This is a genomic window from Bradyrhizobium sp. 76, from assembly GCF_023073025.1.
Taxonomy (GTDB): Bacteria; Pseudomonadota; Alphaproteobacteria; order Rhizobiales; family Xanthobacteraceae; genus Bradyrhizobium.
Genome location: NZ_JADPIS010000109.1, coordinates 528,973 through 549,578, shown reverse-complemented (window position 1 = coordinate 549,578; position 20,606 = coordinate 528,973). Strand labels below are relative to the sequence as shown.

The following is a 20,606-nucleotide window of genomic DNA, read 5'->3' as shown; positions in this document are numbered from 1 at the left end:
AAGGTCCCTTAAACGAGGAGCGAAGGTCCAAACAAGCAGTGCTTGCCATTATCTTTCGATTCTTCGAGGTAAGCTTAAGATAGTGCATTAGCGTGCAAAATCTTTTCGCGATGTTGTTCAGACGATTTTGTCGGGCGCACGCGTATGATACCTGTCCCGGCTCGCGCAACTTTGTACGAGTGACGCACACGAGTGTGGGGAATCTCACCTTCGGACGCGCCGAGCTGATGCGCCCTATGCCACGGCGATGATCATGCTGCAAGATGTACTGAATCGACTCTCGTGAGTGATGATCAGCAATCACTCCTACGAAATGTTTGATCGGCATGGCCGGCCTGCCCACGCGCGAATGTGCCGTCTCGTGGATTCCCTATCTAGTCGAAGGAGATCCAACTGAGTTCGCAGCGGGTCAAGCCGCGGTCGATTCTGAGAACGGCAACAGCTTGCACTTACCTCACCTCTGTTGGTTATAGCGAGTGCGGACGTCCTATTCCCTATCGAGCTTGATAGTTTCTCTCAGTTGCGTTCTCTGTATCCTTCTGAACATGGATATCCTCAAGAGGGACTGGAGGGACTAACGTGACGGGTGTTCGTGTTGGCGCTGAAGCGCAAGGCTTGCCCCACGGGGGCACGGCTTTGCGCAAAGGCGTGCCAGGAGATGAGAACGCGATCGTAGAAGCCGTCGGAAAGCTACTTTCTGAATTAGGTGGTCTCGGACCAGAGTTCAGCCTTGAAGGCGCAAAGCAGACTGCTTTGCGCCTGATTCAGGATCCCGAAGAGGGCTTCATTTTTGTCATCGAGGAACAAGCCACCGGGCAGATTGTAGGGATCGCTGCCATCTCCGCCGTACTGGCCGTGAGAGCAGCTGGAGCGTACGGCGTGCTTCAGGAGCTATGGATTTCTCGGGACTTCCGAAGCTCTGACCGCGGTGGGCATCTGCTCGAGGCGGTACGTTCGGAGGCGAAGCGCCGAGGCTGGCAGATGATTGAGGTTGCGTTGCCCCCTGATGGCTATCCGGCCTTAGAACGGGTACGCCGTTTCTACGAGGAGAGGGGATATCGGGTTGGAGGATTGCGCGCGCGCAAGAGGCTATGACAGTACTGCGACCTCTGCTCCACACTTAAAAGCGCTCCTGGTCCTGTCACTAAAGACTTTCAAGGCAGAAAATCCTGCTGCTTGTTGCTCTCAAAACGAACGCTCCAACGCGTGCGTCGCGGCCGAGGACAATCGAGAACCTCGGCGCTGATGCGGTGCTTACTCCCACTGCGAGCGGGTTACCTCTTCGACTTTTTTGGCGGGTATCAACCATCAAATCGTTCTTCATGGTGCGGAGCGATACGATGGTCTTCTCAAGGCTCGTGGACCGCGAGCGGAAACCTGCCCGGCTAGAAGGCGCGGAGCCAGGTCGGCGGCGGCCCGTTGCGGGCGAAGCCCGACCCAGCCTTACAAACGATAGCCGAGTCGTTCTTTCGTGCTTCCCACACAATGCCGCCAGTTTGGGATCACCGCACACAAATGCGATCCATTCGTCGCCAAGTCCAATGCCTCGGCAACTGGCAAGCCAATCATCTATGGGGCTTCTTCCTGCAACTTGATTCGGTGGACCGTCGCGTAAAGGGATTCGGTACCACGCTGTCGCTCCTGCTGGCGAACGTTCAAGGAAGGTGACGAAATCAGCCATCAACACTGATTCGGTAGAGGATTCCGTAATGAGCAATGTGCCGTTTGCCGCCTCCAATACGAGGTTCGTGCAGGTCGCCCCAGCGCAGGACTTGATGCGGGCGATCGTTTCGCCGTTCGGCGCCATGACGAAGACGTGGCCGAGGGAGGCGAGCGCGACAAAGAGCCGCCCGTTTTGATCCATCGTCAGCCCGTCAGGACCGCTGGTCCCGAAGGACAAGCTGAACCGTCCCACCTTCGCAGTCCCGCCGTCACGCATCAGCGGCACGCGCCAGCTGCTGTTGTCGCGCGTCATTGCAACGAACAACACGGCCTCGTCGGCGCTGAGCACCAGCCCGCTCGGGCTTGGCCAGTTCGAAATCAGGCAATCGAGCCGGCCGGCAGGACACAGTCGGACACCCAGCCGGTCGGATCGTGCACTCCAGTTCGCCCCTGATCGGTGAAATAGATGTCGCCGTTAGTCGCGGTATGCAGGTCGTTGCAGCCTCTGAAGGACTCGCAATTGCGGTTGCCCCAGAAGCGGGCTGATAGTATCCCGCTGCGGATCGAGCTCCATGAGGCCGTTCATGTAGTCGGCCACCAGCCCCCGGCCATCAGGTGCGATCTTCAGACCAATCGGCCAGCCGTCATATTCGATTATCAGAGACCAGATCCCGTCGCGCGAAATCCGGAAAATGCGGCCGAAGGGGATATCGACGACGTAGAGATCCCCGGACTTGTCGAACGACGGCCCCTCGATGAAACAATCCACCGATGGCCTCCGCGGTTGGCATCCGGCCCATTTCGAGGAAACACCACGGCGACGAAATTCCGCGGCATCGACGAGAACACGCGGGTCTCAGCCAGCTGAGGCGGCTTGTCGAGATACATCATGACGGGCCTCCCAGCGTGCGGCGCGGCTGTCCCTCATATTTGTAGCCAAACTGCTTGGGCATCGGTCCCTTGTTACGATCCTTGCGCCTGGTCTGTTCCCAGGCGTGGGCCAGGATTCCGACCGCTCGCGACAGGCAGAAGACGCCGCGCGCCAGCGGTGGCGCGAATCCGAGCTCGCCGTAAATGACCGCGGTCGCGCCATCAATGTTCATTGGGATGAGTTTGCCCTTGCGCTGCTGCATCACCCGCTCGATCGCGCGGGCGGCCTTGGCATAGTCGCCGCTGACACTGCCCTCAGCACTTGCGTCATCCACCAGCGCCAATAGCGGTGCGGCGCGGGGGTCGACCGAATGAAACCGGTGGCCGAAGCCGGGCAGATATTTGCCGCACCTTGCAGTGAAATGGTCAATTGCGGCGGCCGCGGCCTCGCCGATCTCTAGGCCATCGCGCCTCCGCAGCACATCTTCGTAGAGTTCGACCGCCTGCTCCCCTGCTCCGCCGTGCACCTCATCGAGTGTATTGATGGCGGACGCCATCGCACCATTCAGGGGCAGCCCACAGCTCACCGCCATCTGCGCAATTGCGATGGAGGGCGCGTGCGGACCGTGGTCAACGGACGCGACCAGCGCAGCTTGCAGCAGCCGCTCCTGCGCTGGCGTCGGCAGATCGCCGCGCAACATCAGCCAGATCATGGCGGGAAAGGAAATCCGGCCGATCAAATCTTCGATTGGATAACCCCGATAGGCGATGCGACCGGGCGCGATGTCGCAGATGGAGGTTCGCCACCAACGGGCCGCTTGCTGCCGCAATTCTTCTTCGCTCATTTGCGGTTCCGCCCCTTCAACCCTGCCATTGCCGATCGCCGCAAGCCGTCGAATATCATGATATTGGTCCGTCCGCGGCTACGCGGACGGGCAGGAAATCAGCCGCCCGTTGCTTTGGCGTCCCGACGGCCCGGGTTGAGACCAGCTGCTCGACCTCCGCATACGAATAGCCGAGCCGCTGCAGCCATCGCTCGGTGTCTGCTCCGAGCGTCGCAGGTGGTGAAGGCACCGAAAACTCCTCATCCAGCCGGAAGCCCGGCCGCATGATTCGTAACGGCTGCGCACCATCTTGTTCTGGGGCCAAAGTCTCGACGAATCCGCGCTCGAGGAGCTGTGGCTGCTGCAAGATTTGGGAGACCGTCAGCACGCAGCCTGCGGGGACTCCAGCCAGATTCATTTGGGCCTCCCATTCTTCAGCGGGCTTGCAACTCAACGCCTGGTTCAACTCCGTGTTCAGCGCTGCGCGATGGACCTTGCGCATCTCGCGCTCAGCAAAGCGTGGATCCGTCTTCAGGTTCGGTCGGCCAATCAGGTCGCATAGGGCTTGGTACTGCTTCTGCTCGTTGGCGGAAATGTTCAGCGGGCCTGTTGCGGTGCGGAACGTGCCGGAGGGAGCCGCGGTGAAGTTCTCGTTGCCGATGGGCTGCGGTTCCACACCAGCGTTCAGGTGGTTGGAGACGACCCATCCCATCGCTGCAACGGTGGCTTCGAGCAGGGACACGTCAATGAACCGACCGCGGCCGCTATGCCGCTGTTCGACCAGAGCCGCGGCGATGGCAAAGGCAGCAGTGAGTCCCGCAATCGTGTCCGAGATTGGAAAGCCGGTGCGCAGGGGAGCCGAGGCCGTATCGCCAGTGACGCTCATGGCACCAGACAGACCCTGAACGATCTGGTCATAGGCCGGACGGGCGGACCATGGCCCGCTCTGCCCAAAGCCGGAGATCGCGCAGTAGACGAGACGCGGGTTGTGCCTGCTGAGCACATTAAAGCCTAGGCTAAGCCGTTCCATCACCTTCGGCCGGAAGCTTTCGAGCACCACATCGGCTTCCTTGACGAGTCGCAAGAATACCTCGCGGCCCGATTCCGACTTCAAGTCCAGCGCCACGGATTGCTTGCCGGCGTTCACCGCGACAAAAGAGAGGCCCTGCAAGCGCTCTGCCCTTTGCGGATCGGCGCCGAGGCGCCGCGCGAGGTCGCCGCCGTTCGGATTTTCGACTTTGATGACCTCCGCGCCAAGACGCGCGAGATGATAACCGCAGAACGGACCGGCCAACACGTTCGACAGGTCCAGGACGCGGATGCCGGTGAGCGGCAGAGACATCTGAAGACGCCTTCCTTTAGGTGATCCGATGGTGAGGGCTTGGCCGGCTGGCAGCTATTTCAGTTGTTGTGCGGCGCGTTCCGCAAAACGATTGGTGAAGGTTTTGTTCAAGTCGATCTTTGCGGCAGCAATTTTTGGATCAAAGTCGCTTAGGACGGCCAGCGGGACCTTGGCCGCCTCGATGTCCATCTGTCCGGTTGGCGAGAAGAGCGCTTTCGATGCGTTCATGATTTCGATATTCACCTCGCGATTGTCAGTCTTGTAACCAGGAGGAATCGTATCGACGAGCTGCTCCGTCGGCGTTGCGTTGATCCAGCGGTGAGTTTTGAGCAAGGCGTTGACCAGGCGCTGGACCGTTTCGGGATTTTTGTCGATGAAAGTCTGCTGAAGGTAGAGACACGCGGTCGGATAGGACCCGCCGAAGGCCTGCTTTGAGCCTTCGATCGTGCGCGCATCGAACAGCGCTGTCGCGTTCTTTTTGCGCGCGAGAAGCGTCGCGATGGGATCGAAATAGACCAGGGCATCGACGTTCATGGCCTCAAGCGCCACCATGCCCGGTGCGCCGCTGCCGACGGCAATGATGTTGACATCGCGTGAACCCAATCCTGACTTCTTGATGTAGTAGCGCGCCATACTCTCCGTCGATGACCCCGGCGCCGTGATCCCGAGCCTGAGCCCCTTCAGGTCGGCGCCGGATCTGACCTTGTCGGCGAGGTCGCTGCGGACACCGAGCAGGACGCCGGGAATGTCATTCAGCAGGAACACGCAGGAAATTTGCTTACCCAGCACCTGCATCTGAATGGTATGATCGTAAAAGCCGATAGTCCCGTCGACAGAGCCGCCGATCAGGGACTGCAGAGCCTTTGAGCCACCGGCCTGGAAGTTCTCGACGGTAACGTCAAGGCCTTCTTCCTTAAAGGAGCCAAGCTTCACTCCAAGTTCGACAGGCATATAGTTGAGGATTTGTGACCCCACCGCGATCTTCAATTTTGTTTTCTCGGGCTCGGTGGCATGCGCCAAAATGACCGAGAATGCGGCCAGCGCCACCACCGGCATCAATCTTATGGAAACGTGCATGCGAACCTCCATAATTGAGGGGAGAGCGTACGATCAGCTTTCGTGCGCAGGCGCCGGCCGCCAGACCAGGAGCCGCTTTTCCGCGCAGTCGACAATGGCATCGAGGACAACGACGAAGGCGGAGAGAACGATAATTCCTGCGAACACTCCGGTCGCATCGAGGACGCCTTCGGCCTGCGCAATTAAGTGCCCCAATCCTGCGGACGAGCCGAGATATTCCGCGACCACGGCTCCCATCACAGCCATGCCGACGGACACCCGCAGGCTCGACAAAATCCAGGTCGTGGCGGACGGCAGGTAGACGTGCCGTAGCAGGGACGACTTCGATGCACGCAGCAGGCGGGCATTCGCCAGCACGACCGGATTGACCTCGCGGACGCCCTGGAACGTATTGAAGAATGCGACGAATAGAACCAGCGTGACGCCGAGCGCAACCTTGGAGGTGAGGCCCAATCCGAACCAGATGACGAAAATGGGTCCAAGCAAGATCCGCGGGATGGCGTTGAACATCTTGATAAAGGGCTGAACGACTTCGGCAGCAAATGGGCTTAAGCCCAGCCAGATCCCAAGCGCTGTGCCGATCCCGATGCCAGCCAGGAACGACAGGACCGTCTCCAGCAATGTTATGCCAATATCGCCCCAAAAGTCCGCCGTCGACATCCACTCCCCGATCCTTACGACAAGTGTCGACGGTGCCGGAAAGAAGAAGGGATCGATCAGTCCGGCCCAGACGCCCAATTCCCAGATCAGGATCATGCCAAGCAGGATGGCGAACTGCGTGAGAGCGACCCTACCCCTGCGTGACATAGCTTTTCTCCACTTCGGCGCCGAGCAGCGACCAAATTTCACGATAGAGCGCGACGAATTCGTCGGTGGTCTGCAGCGCAGAAACATCGCGCGGACGAGGGAGCGTGATCCTGACGTCGGCAACCATGCGGCTGGCGGGACCGGCAGACATCACAACGACGCGGTCCGCCAGCGTGATCGCCTCATCGAGATCATGGGTGATGAAGATGAGCGAGCGCCGGTCCGCCTGCCAGAGGTCGAGCAGGATGCGGTGCATGAGTCGGCGTGTGTGAACGTCCAGCGCGGAGAACGGCTCATCCATGAGAACGATTTTGGGCTCCATGATGAGGGTTTGTGCCATCGCAACGCGCTTGCGTTGGCCGCCGGACAATTGATGCAGATAGCGCTCCTCGAATCCCTTCAATCCGACCTTGGCGAGCCAGGGCCGTGCCTGCTCGCGCGCTTTCGCGACCGACCTGCCCTGAAAGACGAGCCCGAGGCCGACATTGTCCTGGGCGGTCTTCCAGGGCAGCAGCCCTTCCTGTTGAAGCATGTAGCCGGACTGACCGTTCAGGCCCGTAAGAGACTTGCCGAAAATGCGAACGTCGCCGGCGGCGGGCTTCAGCAGTCCGGTGACAGTGTTGAGAATGGTCGATTTTCCGCAGCCGGTCGGCCCCACCACTGCAACGAATTCCGTCTCGGCCACCTGGAGGTTCATGCTTTTGACTGCCGTGAAGTCGCCGAAGCGAATCATGACGTCGTGCAAGTCCACGGCAAGTCCCGGCCGCCCCATTGTTTCGCTCCATAGAACTTGTTCTGAAACCTGGAACCGAGTAGCTCGCGTTCTCACGAGGAGTCAATCGTATTCTGGCGTGCAGGATTGTGCTCGCGCTAACTTGGGTGGACTCCTGGCGTCATTTTGACTATTGGTTCTGCAGAGCAGAACCAGAGGTAGCGATGGTAAGAACAGGGGTTGATGCGGTCGGGCGGGCACTGGCAATCCTTAAGGCATTCGACCCGGAGCGCGCCGCGATGACGCTGACGGAGATTGCGAATGCGACTGACCTCTACAAGAGCACAGTCCTTCGCCTTGCCGCATCTCTGGAGGCGGATGGCTTCCTGGTGCGGGGTACGAACCGGCTATTTCGACCCGGACCGGAGCTATGGCGCCTTGGGGCGCTCTATCAGCGCGGGCTCGACCTTGGTGACCTGATCAGACCCTCGCTCCATCGTCTGGTCGAGGCTACCGGAGAGACCGCATCCTTCTACATCGCGGAGGGCGACGAGCGCATCTGCCTTTATCGCGTCAATTCTCCGCGTTCGGTCCGGCATCACCTCGAAGAGGGTCACCGACTGCCGATTGACCGCGGCGCTGCCGGCCGTGTTCTTACCGCCTACCGCGATTCTGCATCAACTGATGGAAAGAAGGTCAGAGATCGTGGCTTCTACGTCTCGATCGGCGAGCGGGATCGTGAGGTCGCGGCCGCAGCTGTGCCTGTGATCGACGTTCATGGCCAATTGCGCGGCGCTCTCTCGGTCTCCGCCATTCGGAGTCGGTTTGATGCAGATGCTCGGAAGGCTGCGATTCTAGTTCTGAAGTCGGAGGCTAAAGCGCTGATCGGTCTGCTGCCCGCAAGCGAGCGCTGAACTACAATGGCAGCGTTCCGTTCATGACGCACAGCTCAGCGGGTGCCGCCAGGGCCTCTCCTAAGCGCAGCGTGCATTTTTCACATTGTTGAGGAGCATCGGGGCGCGAATCGGCGAGGCGTTCTTTTGCAACAAGAATTTGGTGGTGGAAGGAATGCCCTGACAACGACAGAGCGTCGTGCAGTGGTGACGCCCCTGAAGCCGTTCCTGGAGCCGTCCAAGTGATCCCGCCGCAGATCATCCTCGAGCTCGACGCCACCCACCTGTACACGGGCATCAGGAGGGAGGCTTCTTCAAAGGCTACGCTGCTGGATATATGTGCTGGTGTTCTGGAGCCGGCATCTGCTGAGGGCCAAGCTGCGGCGCGCTGACATCGATGCAAGCGCGGCCAGAACGTTGCGCAGATTGTGCGGCCGTTCGACCCATTTGGCCACCATCTTCGGCGTGGTGTTGAACTGGCGCGCGGCGGCGTGCATTGCTCAGTGCCGTTTCCACACACCGCACCATGGCCTCTCGACCTTTCGGCGCTCCTTGAGAGCTTCTGGCAGGCTCGACATCCGCCTGATACGCCGCCTATCTCAGTCCGTCATCACCCAGCTTATTCAGAGATCGAAGTGATCGATGATGATCTCGGTCGTTCAGCCGCCGGCTGCTTACACACGCCGGCTTCGAGCGAATGGTAGCGGAGGTTTGCCTTGGTAGGGTTGGTGCGGTTTGCGCCCGCGACGTCTCGCGCTTCGCTCGCAACAGTCGGGATTGGCAGCAACTCATCGAGATGTGCCGCGTGGCCGATACCGGTTCTGGTCGATCAGGAGACCATCTAAGCGCTGAGGCATGGCAACGACCGCCTGCTGCTCGGGGTAAGGGGCAGCCTCAACGAGTACGAACCGGATCTGTTGCGCCAGCGCTCGCTCTCGGCACGCTGTGAGAAGGCGCTCCGGGACGAGTTGGTTATGGCAGCGCCCGTCGGCTTCATGAAGCCCGGCGACCGTTATGAGAAAGACCCGGATCGGCGCGTCCAGGATCAAGATGGTGTTCGACCAGGTCGAGGAACTGGGCGGATCGCGACAGGCGCGTTGCTGGCGCCACGGGTCCAATCTCGATCCCGGTGAAGCAGACCAACGGGGACACGGCCCGGCGGCGACCACACTACTCCGCCATCGGCAGGCTTAAACACCGGGATATGGTAGTTCGAGCGCATTGATGTGACGCGCTCGGGGTACGCGATTGCCGTTGCCGGTCTTGAGGCCATTGCGATTGAGGGGGCGGCAATGAGATCGTCGCTGGCGATCAGCACCAGTCGGCGCGCGGTTGGATGGTGTCGGCGGAGAGCATCACGCAACTGATGCCGCCGTTCTTTAGCTCTCTTGCCGGCCGCGGTTGCAGCGGCGATCGCCCCGGGGACCGACGACACCAAGCGGCGCTTCCTCGATCACCGCGCTGAACGATGCGGAGTTGCATGCCCTACACCGGCGTATTGAGGGGCGATGGGACAACTGTTCGAAGCGCGACGCCCTGTCGGACGATAGCAGCGCAGACTGTCAGTCTTGAGACAAATGTCAGCAACTTGACGCTACACACCTCACGGAGTGCCTGCAGAGCTTCGAACTCTCTTCGGCACGAGGTTTGCTTTACTCAGTCATCATCATCACCACGCAGTGCGATGGTCTTCGGGACGGGCTCGGCGCATCGCCGTTAGCGTCTGGTCCGCCCCGACGTTTTGCTGCGGCGATAACTTAAGGGCGCTCGGTTGTCGACCGAGAAAATGCAGGGAAGGAAGTATTGGTGCGATCTGGAGTTTTTCTTTCGGGAGCCACAACAATTGCGCTCATCGCAACCGGTGCAGCCAATGCGGCGGACCTTGAGCCAGAAGTGAAACTGCCACCAGCAGTGTGGAGCTGGTCCGGAGGCTATATTGGCGGGCACGTCGGCGGTGGGTACGGCCGAACCTCCTTCGGTAATCCCTACGGTCCGTCAATCTATGGCGGCGTCGTCGATACCCCAGTGTTCCTCGCAGGAGGCCAGATCGGCTACAATTGGCAGAAGAACGGCTGGGTCTTTGGCGTCGAACTAGATGCCAGCGGCGCTGTCTCCGATGGCACAAATACTTGTCTGGCCGCCTCCGGCTTTGTTGTGAGCGCAAACTGCACGGCTGGTCCAAACCTCTTTACCACCGGGACCGGTCGCGTCGGTTACGTGTTGGACGCTCTCGGCCATACGCTGGCCTATCTCAAGGGAGGCGTGGCTTGGCAATACAATCAGGGCAACGTCCTCAATAACTACGAATTCAATGACCTCGGGCTACAGAAGAAAACTCATTTCGACTATGGTCAGGTCGGTGGCGTCATCGGGCTGGGCGTCGAACAAGCGCTTACGCCTGCATGGTCGGTCAACGTAGAGTATGACTATCTGCATTTCGGTGGGCCAAGCGTCGCAACGCCTCCGACGGTGCAGCTTCCGCCGTTCGCAATTCTTCCGGCGAACACAACGAGCCTGTCCAGCAGCTATCACATCGGAAAGATCGGGTTGAACTACCATTTTGGCGCCGCCCCATGGGCGGCGCAATGGGCCGATGCGCCGCTGTATGCGAAAGCACCTGCCGGCGCGCCGCCGATTGCTTACACGGCCGGTTGGTCGTTCGAAGGCGGATCGCGGCTCTGGCTCAGCCGGGGACGATTCCAATGGGACGCCAGCGCTGTTCCCCATGGGATCGCTACTGGAGATCCTAACATTCTTGTATCAAGGCTCACCTACCATGGCCTCGACGGACTTTCCGGGGAATTATTTGGCCGTCTTGACAGCCCGTGGGGAGTGTTCCTGAAGAGCAACGTCGGCATCGGGCGCTTCGATAAAGGAAAGATGAACGATGAAGATTGGAGCCTCCCGAGCAGGGTCTCTTATAGCAACACGATATCGGGCCAGGCAAACGGAAGGTTCACCTATTATACGGTCGACGCGGGTTACGATTTTTTGCGCGGCGCCAACTACAAGCTAGGCGGATTTATCGGCTGGGCCTATTACGCCCAGAACTCCGACACGATGGGATGCATGCAGATTGCCAACCCCATGACACTATGCCCGGCGTCGGCTGATCAAATCATTGGCAGCCAGGATACGCAGTGGAATGCACCTCGCGTCGGCCTGAGCGCCGAAACCATGCTTACCGAGCGTTGGCGTTTAAGCACGGATGTCGCTTACCTGCCTTGGACCGATTTCGCTGGTCGCGACCACCATCTCTTGCGCCCGGGGACGACCTTCGTTGATCAACGCGGCAACGGAGGCGGGGGTGTACAGGTTGAAGGCGTGTTGTCCTACTTCATTACCGATAATCTCAGCATCGGCGTCGGCGGGCGCTATTGGGCAATGTGGAGCGAAAAGGACAGCGAAACGACGTGCACAGGCTGTTATCGGGGAACCACTGCGACTCAGTTTTCAAAGTTCAGCATGGAGCGCTGGGGTACGTTCTTTCAGGCCTCTTACAAGGTCAATTGAAAAGGCCCCACCTTAGTCAAGCTCCAGACACCAGCCCTGCTGGACGAGCATCCTGAAGCCGTACGCGTTTCCCTGGCAGAAGTACCTTGAACCGTCCTAGGCGTTTTCGAAGCTGGAAGTCATTACCGGCGTGGCCCGCCCGGATTTACGTTGGATTCCGCCGCCAAATAATAGTGAGATACTGTCGAGCAGCTGATGGAAACGTGGAAGCGGCGCCAGGCTGAAATCGGTAACTTCAACAAGCTCCGCATTTGCCTTTGTAGGACGATTCGCGAAGTGTGACGGGTGAAAACAAGGTTCAATTCTGATCGACGGGCGGTTCGTAAGACGCACGCACTCATTCACTAGTAAAGAAGGGGCCGCCGCCGTGAACTTCGGCGGTGACCCACCTAGGCCTACGGTGCAGAAACTCCGGTCCGTCATCGGCCCGGCATATCGAACTGGATAACAAAGACATTCAGCGAGATCACACTAATGGGGAAACCGTCCGCGTGTTTCTTTTGCTCCACGAACGCGCTCGACACCTATCGCGATGGCTGCCGTGCGATTGTTTTCACGTTTGCTTCGCGCCAAGACGCGCTCGAAAGCACGATCCAAAGTTGATACTCCCTACTCGTGACTTCCTCCTCCTCCCAGAATAGTCGTTGGAAGCCCTGCACCCCATTCAAAGTAGCTGACCACGACACCGCCCGAGTTGCGGAGAATATGGGGATGAGAAAGATCTGCTCCTGATGGCCTTGCTACTGGCTATTTCGCGGTCGATGCCCCGTTCCGGGCAGCCGGAACAAGCACGTCACACGGGATCGTCAGCAGCTCGCCTGGGTCTAGAGCAAGCTCGCTGGAGTGGCCATCCAGGCTACCTAGGAGGCAGCATGTCCGACCAGCTGTGGTATATCGAGCGCCGAGGTCGATAAAGCGCGCCCGTGTGATCTCTGACTCCGATCACTTTCGCTCGCATATTGTGTAGCTCGAGTGCGGTGATCGAACCGACATCTCCAAAGCCTTGAACAATACCGTGACAGATTCCTTCGGCATCAGCAGGCGGGTTCTTAGGTCGTCTGGTATCCTCGGGATAATTCGCGATCAGTTCGAATTGCTTTACGGCCATCTCAAACACTTGCCCAGTGCAGACAGTCACGATAGCTCCTGAGCCTGGATATGAAACGTCGGAATGCTTGTGCTTCAGAGCACCGAGCTCCCTGGTGCGTGTTGCGCGTTTCAGACGCGGGTGAGACAACTAGTCCAATCAGCAAGATTGCGTCTCGCGGTCACGCCAGAAATATCACCAATGCGATGAAAGCGAGATTGACCGAGGCGGCCACGACGGCCCAACAGCAAATCGTGGCAGGCGAAAATTCAAGAGCGTCCTGCGAAGTGTCGACCCAAAGCGGCGGCATTCAAGTCAGCTCCAAAGACGCGGGTTAAGAGACAAACCTGCATAAGCGCAGAAACCACCCACTCTGCTAAAGCCGAGCCTTTCGACCGCGCGTAGAGCCCTTGCCACCCCGCCTGGCGAGCGGGAGCACATCGGCTATCGCTCGCCGAACTGCCCGATCCGTCCGCTAGGCGAGCCGGTGCGATCCGCGAGTGCGAGGAGCACGGCTGGAGGAAGGACCGCGCGGATCGCACGCCCGCGAGCCCGCAAAATCCGTGCCCACTGGCAGCCGGTCTTGCCGCGAGCTTCTCGGGAGGCTTGCGCCCAATGCTCTGGGTTCGATGACATCCATTCTAAGGTCAACCCGCTATCCCGATCGCTCTTGAGCCACGGTGCCGGAGCGCTCGTCTGAGCTCACCGAACTGATGGAACATGACGAACAGAGCGATCATTCCGGCGCCCAGCTCAGCGATTGCTTGACTGGCTAACAGCCCATCGAAACCCGCAACCACCGGGAATAACAGTACGGCCGGTATGAAGAGATAGCCCTGCCTCGCCAGGGCCACAATTGCACTGAGGCGTGCTCTCCCAAACGCCTGAAGCATTGCCGTCACGAAACTCTGAACCCCAAAGAGCCCAAAGAAGAGATGGAACACGATGCAGGACGAGACGGCTATTTCCGTGACATTCTCGTTATCGCTAAATAGACTCACCAAAGGCCTTGCAAAAACAACAACGGCCGCAGAATACGCGATGGAGAATGCGACCGTCACGAAGAGCATGAACTTCGCAGCCTTCAGAATACGAACATAGTCGCGTGCGCCCCAACCGAAACCCAGGATAGCTTGAGCGCCTATGCAGAACCCGGTGATAGGCAGTGCGCCGACCATCAAGATTCGCACAGCTATTCCAACTGCAGCGATGGAATCATCGCCGAACGGTGCGGCAGCTCCGTACAAGAGCATAACCGCAAGAGCCGATAAGATACTCGTCATTGTCGCTGGCGCGCCCACCAACGCGAGCTGTCTGATGCGATCTGCTCGCAATGATATGTGAGATATCCTGACGAGAACTGTCCCGCCAAGCTTCGCAAAATACGCAATATAAAGTCCAATAGCGGCGATCTGCGATACCAGCGTTGCGAGGGCTGCGCCACGCACGCCAAGGTCAAACAAGAATATGAAGACAGGGTCAAGCACAGCGTTCAGTAGAAACGCGGTAAGCATCGCCCACATGCTGAATCGCGTATCGCCTTCGGCTCTGACAATGAACCCGCTAACGATGTTTAGAAGCATCAGGGTGTTCCCGAACAAAAGCGTTCCCGCGTAGTCGAGCGCCACGGGCATGATGGTTGGAGTCGCTCCGAGGATTGCGAATATCGCTGGCAGACTAGGAAGCAGAGCGACGGTAACTATGATGCCAATCGGAGCGGTGAGCGCTAGAGCTGTACTTGCGCCTCGACTCGCCTCTAGGTACTCACGAGCGCCCAGATGACGAGATATGAAGGACGCCGTTCCAACACCGATTCCCTGTGCGGCTGCCGCGAGCAGGACCATGATCGGCAAGGTCATGCTCACAGCTGCGGTCGCCTGCGCGCCAAGTGCGCCAACAAAGATCGCATTGACGACCTGCTGTAAAGCATGGATCGATAACCCAACAACAGATGGAATGGCGAGCCGCAGGATAAGGCTCGAGAGATTCGGGTCCGATAGATCGATGTGCTGTTTCTTCTGTGGCATCAAACTTGGCTCGCTCTCGAGCGCGAATTCCGTATCCGGCTCATTCATGCATGAACGTGTCGCTACTTTCCAAATTCGCTGATCGCGCACTCAGCGCAAGCTTTTCCGATCCGCTCTTGCACAGCGGTACATAAGTTTATCTGCGCCGATCGATCGTCGTGATCGGGTGGACCCGTTTGACGTTTCACAAGCTGATTTTTGCCTTGGTCGATTTTCCCTAGGCATACGCCTCCCGCCAATCGCAGGCTTCTGCGGCTCTTAAGTAGAACAACGAGGATCCTGATTGAGGTGTCCGTGCGTAGCCACCTAGGTTCTGCCAGTCATATTGTGCCGTTCTGCCCTTTGTTGACTTCTCATCCGTTGCGTTTTTCCTCGATGATGATCGGCGGGGGAACGCGGCCGGACCCTAGAGCCTCAACTTGGCTTTGGCATCTACCGGATCTTGTAGTAGACGCTCCATCGTCTGCATGGCACACGCAATGAACGTGCCCAGAACCAGTGTTAGGTTCGGCGACGATGTCGTGCAAGCGCTCCATGATCTCGGGTCCTTGTCGCGATCGAGACGAACGGCAGGCTGCTGGTCCCGGCCGGCGTGGTAACTGGGTTTGCGGCAGCAAATCGCGCCGCACTGGCCATCGCTCGCGGACACGAACTCAAAATTCGTGTAGCCGCAGCCGTGTGCCGGCGGTTCGATGAGAGGGCTCGGACGATTTCTGCTTCGGCCCACAGACGGCCCTGGCGCCGTCGACCACATGCGGCAGGCCGTCGCGCAACGCCTGACTCATCGGAAATGGCGAATCAGCGTGCAATGTCACAAACATCCCGGCATCAGATGAAGATATCCCAGGTATTTAAGTTCGAGGCAGCGCACCGACTTCCAACCGTCCCGCAGACACATCGCTGTCATCGGACGCACGGTCATTCCTATCGCGTCGAGGTCGTGCTGAACGGGCCCGTCGATCCGCACACCGGGTTCGTAATGGATTTCTTCAGCATGGAAGAAGCGTTCGGTCTTCTTCTAAAGAAGCTCGATCACCATTGCCTGAACGAAGTCCCGGGACTCGAAAATCCGACGGCGGAAAATATCGCCATCTGGATCTGGCAGCACGCGAAACCGCGCCTTGCGCAACTCTCGAGCGTGAGGGTGTACGAGACGACAGATTGTTGGGCCGAATATGAGGGGCCCGATCGCTGAATTCCGCGCTCATTTTGGGCTGTATTGATGCGGCGCGCCTGTCCTTCTTCGGCTCCGAAACCGACGATCTGCGCTTCGGCTCCTCATCGGCCCGATCCGCGGGCAGATTCCCTCGCTCACGGGAGGCCCTTTGGATCTCGCGGGAGGTCAGACGACGGCGCCCTGCAAGGCTAGGATCTCAAGGAGCGCGAGGCAGCCATCGACAGCGCCATGAGCCGCCGCCTTCATCAGCAAATGCGGCAGCCGTAGGCCTCCGAAGCCCGCCGGACCAATTGCCCGGGTTGAGCCGATTTATGCCTCCCGCGACGACCTGGTGTATGTGCCTGCATGGATGATGATCAGGACCTTTACGCGAGAGGCGGCCTTGAGGGACGACCGGGTTTGACGGGAATCTGAGTCGAGAAGGCCCTCATCATAGGGCACTTTCGGCTTCGGTAGGTTCCCCTTCCACGCCACGCTCGTCGAGCGCTTGACGCGCCGCGCCGGTGAAGCCATCCGGCGTCAGCCTCGAGGGACTGGCACGGCCATGGGGCGTGGCCGAGCCGTACAAGACGGCCCTTGCCCAGAGGGGTGCGAAGCGCGCGCAAGGCCTGATCTTCACCGCCGAGCTTGGTGAACTCACACACTAGGAAGACAGCGTCATCCTTCTTGCGCTCGATCTTTTCAAGCGAGGTCTGATGCTTTGGCATCGTGGTCTCCGTTCCCACAAAACATGGACGCATAAACGCGAAGACGTTCAATAAAATAGGACAAAACATAATTACACCACTCCGACGCACCGAGGCGGCCATCCTAATGCCTCGACGGAGCCGCGATTCCCGTTGCGGGCTGGCTGATTCCTCGTGGAAAACGGCGAAGGTATCCTGTCCAACCCGATCTTGGCCGAGACGGCAGACTCGGCGTGCTCTTCCCACCACAGGCCAGCGGGTCGCGTATATCGCCAGCGCTGGTGAGGCGCCACGGAGCATCATCGACGGTGTCTCGCCAGCCGACAGGGAGGAAATCCGCGGGGATCCAGACGCCGGACGGGAGCTGAAGCGAGTTCAGTTTTGAACTGCTTGGATGCCGGAACGGGAGGACTCTGTCAGAAGTAAGCGTTTTTCTGACAGTGCTTTTTCGACGCGCGCTTGCGGAGCTCACCCACACGCGAGTGCTTGCTCTTGGAGGCTCGACGCAAGGGTCATCGAACCAACGGAATAAGAAAGCCCCAACCAGCGACGGTTCCTTGGGTCGAACCACGGCGTCTGGGCTGTGCGCGACAATCCGTCCGCCAGCGGTTGATGGACGAGCCGGCGCTCCGCGCCGGCCACTACACATCTGTACGACTGTACGAGAAGCCTCATGAACCGAGAACGGGTCCGCTAGGCACAGCTCACGCAGCCACGGACTTCGTCGCCGTCACCCGCAAGTATTTTTACTCCGCTTTGCTTAGCGTATCTGCTCTCGACTACGCGCCTCATCGCTAGGAATGCCCTCACGCGCGCCGCGGCACTTCAACAATTTCATTTTCATTCGACGCTGCCGAAGTCAGCATGCGAGAAGCGTTGCGAGTAATCGCTGCGGCTTGGCTGTAGCGCAGCGCAGAAATTTAGGCTAGCTTCTGCTCGCGAGTTTGCAAATGCGTACCCGCACCCGATCTCTCCGAAGACAACGAGCGATCATTCGACCGCTCGCCCCCTCACATCCTCAGAGCTGGGATAATCCGGACAATGAGGAAATCTGGTTTGAGTTGGCGCGCGCTATCGGACGTCAGGTCGCACGGGATGAAAATCACGGCTCGGGGCAGCCGATAAAGGACCGACATGACGACAGCGTCATCGAAGAAAACGGCCGTACTATACGCCCGTTATTCCAGCGACATGCAAAAGGCGACCTCGATTGATGGTCAGCTATTGCTCTGCCGGAAGGTCGCATTGCGCAACGACCTCGATGTCATCGGCGAGTTTGTCGATGCCGCAAAATCTGGTCTTACCGAAGGTGCGCGGGACGGCTATCAGCGTTTACTCAACGGTGTGAGAAACCGGGACTTTGACGTAGTCGTGGTTGAGCATTTCGACCGCTTGTCGCGCGATCCCGCAACCATCCAGCGTCTCAAGCAGGTTTTCGAGTTCAACGGCGTTGAGCTGATGGATCAGAAGGGGGTCTATGCGACCGCCACTGACATCAGCATCGCAAGTCTCTACAACACGATTTACAAGCCGCAGCTCGCCGAAAAGGTTCGGCGCGGCCATGACAACGCTGTTGCCAACGGAAGAATTCCTGGCTCATGCGCCTATGGTTATCGACCGAGGCCGGGCGCGCCGGGCGAACGCGTGATCGATGACAACGAAGCAAAGATTGTGCTCCGCATCTTCAGCGAATATGCAGCGGGCCGCTCGACCCGAACTATCGCCGCTGATCTCACCCGCGAAGGCGTGCCCTCACCAGGGGCAACTCGTCACAAGAACAAGGCTGATCGTACCACCTGGAATCACCAGTGCATTACAGGCGGCCGGCATGGTCGCGGTATTATCGGCAACGATCTATATATAGGCGAGATACATTGGAACGTTCGCTCGACAATTCTCAACCCGGAGACCCAGAAGAAACAGAAGCGCCGCAATCCAGAAGAGCGCCACATCATAGTTAAGAAGCCGGAGCTACGGATCGTGCCGCAAGCGCTCTGGAATCGAGCGCATGAGGTTCGTAGCGCGCGCGCCGTATCTATGTTCGGACCGACTGGCAAGCCGCGGCGTCGCGCCGTGATCCCGCGCAACAACGAGCACCCGCTTGCCGGTGTGCTCCGGTGCGGCGTCTGCAATGGCCACATGCGAATCGCTCAATCCTCGCGTAACGGTGCACCGCGCGCGGCATGCGCGAGCGCGCATCAGCGGGGCACGTGCGAGCACACCCGTAGCTTCGACATGGACGTTCTGCTCGAGGATGCCTCCGACAAAATCCAACTGAAATTGCTTTCGCCGAAAGCCATTGAAGAGGCGATGTGTGCCTGGAAGGAGGAGCGCAAAAACGATCGGAACAAGGGCAGCGAACACTCTAAGCTAGAGCGGCGACGCCGCGTGTTGACTACCGAGATGGAACGCCTGTCATATGCCATCGCAAATAGCCGCCGGAAGCCGGACGAGTTGCTCAAGCGCATCGATGAGTGCGACCTGGAGCGGGAAAGCGTTGAAGAGCGCTTGCGGCTGCTGGGCGCTGGCGGCGAAAATGTCATTGGCTTCGATCACCCGAAATTCGGTGACCGATACCGTTCGGAGGTTAGAAGACTGGTCACCGCGCTCAAGGCCAATCCGAAGGCGATCGAAACTCGCGTAGCCTTTCGCAACTTGATCGAATGCATAGTAGTGCATCCGGTTCGCAAGCGGATGCCCTACGAATATACGCCCTACCTGAACAGCTCCGCGCTTTACGGCAAGAACCTTTTCCCAGAAAACCGCAGCAAGGCGCGAGAAATCAGCACGTTTGCCTACTACGACAATGGCAAGTCAGGGAAATCCGTGTCCTCGTAGTAGACGCGGACCTGCATGTGGTGGCGGCCGTCGCGGATCTCGCCGTCGAGATGAGCTGTCACGTCACGAGCCTCTTCGCTTTCGGTAACCAGACCGTTTTGCGCAAAAACGGCCGGCTGCGCAAGCGCGGCTAGACGATCAAAGGCCCCCGACCCAGCGTCACCTCGACGATCTCCGGCGGCACGCCGACGCGGAGCGGCATGATGCTGCAACCGAGGCCGCCGGAGATGATGACGTCGCATTTCAGCCGGACATGCCCGTAGGCGAGCCGGAGGCCGTGCTGCGGCGGAACTGCCGGCGACCAGCCGAGCAGGCGGACCTGACCGCCATGGGTGTGGCCGGACAGCTGCAACGCGACGCGGGCGGGCACGCGCGGCGCGATTGGGCTCATGCGCGAGCAGGATGATCGGCGCATCGTCGCTGACCTTGGCAAGCGTCGCGTCGAGATCGTCGGCGCCGAAGCGCCCCGTGCTCCGGAAGCGTCGCGCCGGCAGAAAGGCGAGCTGATCGCCGAGGCCGGCGAGCCAGAACGCGCGACCATCCTTGGTGAGCCGAATGACGTCGTTCTCGTAGACGGGAATACCGGCCGCCTCCAGCGCGCGATGCGCGACCGTCGGCCCGTGGCCGGCCTGCTGCACGGTCCTGTCCGCCCAATAATCATGATTGCCCATGACGGCATGGACGCCGAGCGGCGCTTTCAGGCCGGCCAGCACCTTGGCCCATTCGTTCGCCGGAATGATGCGCGTGACCTGGTGCAGACCGGCGACATAGTCGCCGAGCAGCACGATGATATCCGCGTTGAGCGCATTGGTGCGATCGACGATGGCTTCGATTCGCTCCAGCGACATCCAGGGATCGCAGGCGTGGATGTCGGCGATCACGGCGATCTTCAGCGGAAAATCCGCCGGCCATTGCCGCGGGGTTGGATGATAGCGGGTGACCCGAAGCCGCAGCATCGGCTCGACGCCGACGCCATAGGCCGCGGTCGATACACCGAGGGCGGACAGGCCGCCGATGGAACGGAAGAAATGACGGCGCGTGATCATGGCAGCCCGATCGTGATGCGGCTTCTTGATGCGATCCTATTGGAG

General features: G+C 59.4%; 14 protein-coding genes and 2 pseudogenes. 6 read left to right on the top strand and 10 right to left on the bottom strand.

Going from position 1 to position 20,606, the window contains the following annotated elements; translation table 11 throughout:
- Positions 1-579: 579 nt before the first annotated feature.
- Positions 580-1,095, top strand: a complete 516-nt coding sequence (locus IVB48_RS32255; RefSeq protein ID WP_247347488.1) for a GNAT family N-acetyltransferase — start codon at positions 580-582, stop codon at positions 1,093-1,095.
- Between the two features lie 577 nt (positions 1,096-1,672).
- Here IVB48_RS32255 and IVB48_RS32250 read toward each other — a convergent pair.
- The 6 genes and pseudogenes from IVB48_RS32250 to IVB48_RS32225 form a co-directional block, all read right to left on the bottom strand.
- Positions 1,673-2,553: pseudogene (locus IVB48_RS32250) on the bottom strand (SMP-30/gluconolactonase/LRE family protein); the annotation flags it as partial.
- On the bottom strand, positions 2,550-3,377 hold the full coding sequence (locus IVB48_RS32245; protein WP_018454574.1) for a citryl-CoA lyase: 828 nt from the start codon (positions 3,375-3,377) through the stop codon (positions 2,550-2,552). The pseudogene IVB48_RS32250 and the gene IVB48_RS32245, both read right to left, overlap by 4 nt.
- A gap of 55 nt (positions 3,378-3,432) precedes the next feature.
- The gene (locus tag IVB48_RS32240) at positions 3,433-4,698 is read right to left on the bottom strand and encodes a CoA transferase (RefSeq protein ID WP_018454575.1); all 1,266 of its coding nucleotides are present in this window, start codon (positions 4,696-4,698) and stop codon (positions 3,433-3,435) included.
- A gap of 54 nt (positions 4,699-4,752) precedes the next feature.
- On the bottom strand, positions 4,753-5,775 hold the full coding sequence (locus IVB48_RS32235) for an ABC transporter substrate-binding protein (RefSeq protein ID WP_247406405.1): 1,023 nt from the start codon (positions 5,773-5,775) through the stop codon (positions 4,753-4,755).
- Positions 5,776-5,808: 33 nt separating this feature from the next.
- Positions 5,809-6,582: an ABC transporter permease gene (locus IVB48_RS32230; RefSeq protein WP_247283999.1), complete on the bottom strand. Its 774-nt coding sequence runs from the start codon at positions 6,580-6,582 to the stop codon at positions 5,809-5,811.
- On the bottom strand, positions 6,566-7,354 hold the full coding sequence (locus IVB48_RS32225) for an ABC transporter ATP-binding protein (protein ID WP_247299133.1): 789 nt from the start codon (positions 7,352-7,354) through the stop codon (positions 6,566-6,568). The genes IVB48_RS32230 and IVB48_RS32225 overlap by 17 nt, the downstream gene beginning before the upstream one ends.
- A gap of 164 nt (positions 7,355-7,518) precedes the next feature.
- On the opposite strand from IVB48_RS32225, the gene IVB48_RS32220 reads away from it, so the two are divergent.
- The gene (locus tag IVB48_RS32220) at positions 7,519-8,208 is read left to right on the top strand and encodes an IclR family transcriptional regulator (protein WP_249804631.1); all 690 of its coding nucleotides are present in this window, start codon (positions 7,519-7,521) and stop codon (positions 8,206-8,208) included.
- Between the two features lie 293 nt (positions 8,209-8,501).
- Here IVB48_RS32220 and IVB48_RS32215 read toward each other — a convergent pair whose 3' ends face one another.
- Positions 8,502-8,684 (bottom strand): hypothetical protein, encoded by a 183-nt coding sequence (locus IVB48_RS32215; protein ID WP_247406402.1) that lies wholly within the window; start codon positions 8,682-8,684, stop codon positions 8,502-8,504.
- Between the two features lie 1,309 nt (positions 8,685-9,993).
- Here IVB48_RS32215 and IVB48_RS32210 point away from each other — a divergent pair.
- Positions 9,994-11,700 (top strand): outer membrane beta-barrel protein, encoded by a 1,707-nt coding sequence (locus tag IVB48_RS32210; RefSeq protein WP_247347479.1) that lies wholly within the window; start codon positions 9,994-9,996, stop codon positions 11,698-11,700.
- A gap of 856 nt (positions 11,701-12,556) precedes the next feature.
- Here IVB48_RS32210 and IVB48_RS32205 read toward each other — a convergent pair.
- Complete coding sequence (locus IVB48_RS32205) at positions 12,557-12,808, bottom strand: hypothetical protein (RefSeq protein WP_245288394.1); 252 nt, start codon at positions 12,806-12,808, stop codon at positions 12,557-12,559.
- Positions 12,809-13,434: 626 nt separating this feature from the next.
- On the bottom strand, positions 13,435-14,862 hold the full coding sequence (locus tag IVB48_RS32200) for an MATE family efflux transporter (RefSeq protein WP_247341737.1): 1,428 nt from the start codon (positions 14,860-14,862) through the stop codon (positions 13,435-13,437).
- Between the two features lie 784 nt (positions 14,863-15,646).
- Here IVB48_RS32200 and queD point away from each other — a divergent pair.
- From queD to IVB48_RS32185, 3 genes are all read left to right on the top strand, one after another.
- Complete coding sequence (queD, locus tag IVB48_RS32195) at positions 15,647-16,009, top strand: 6-carboxytetrahydropterin synthase QueD (RefSeq protein ID WP_018454585.1); 363 nt, start codon at positions 15,647-15,649, stop codon at positions 16,007-16,009.
- Between the two features lie 485 nt (positions 16,010-16,494).
- Positions 16,495-16,638, top strand: a complete 144-nt coding sequence (locus IVB48_RS32190; protein ID WP_247406398.1) for a hypothetical protein — start codon at positions 16,495-16,497, stop codon at positions 16,636-16,638.
- Positions 16,639-17,811: 1,173 nt separating this feature from the next.
- Complete coding sequence (locus IVB48_RS32185) at positions 17,812-19,515, top strand: recombinase family protein (RefSeq protein WP_018454587.1); 1,704 nt, start codon at positions 17,812-17,814, stop codon at positions 19,513-19,515.
- A 130-nt stretch (positions 19,516-19,645) separates the two neighbouring features.
- Here IVB48_RS32185 and IVB48_RS32180 read toward each other — a convergent pair.
- Positions 19,646-20,561 (bottom strand): annotated as a pseudogene (locus IVB48_RS32180) (metallophosphoesterase).
- Positions 20,562-20,606 lie beyond the last annotated feature (45 nt).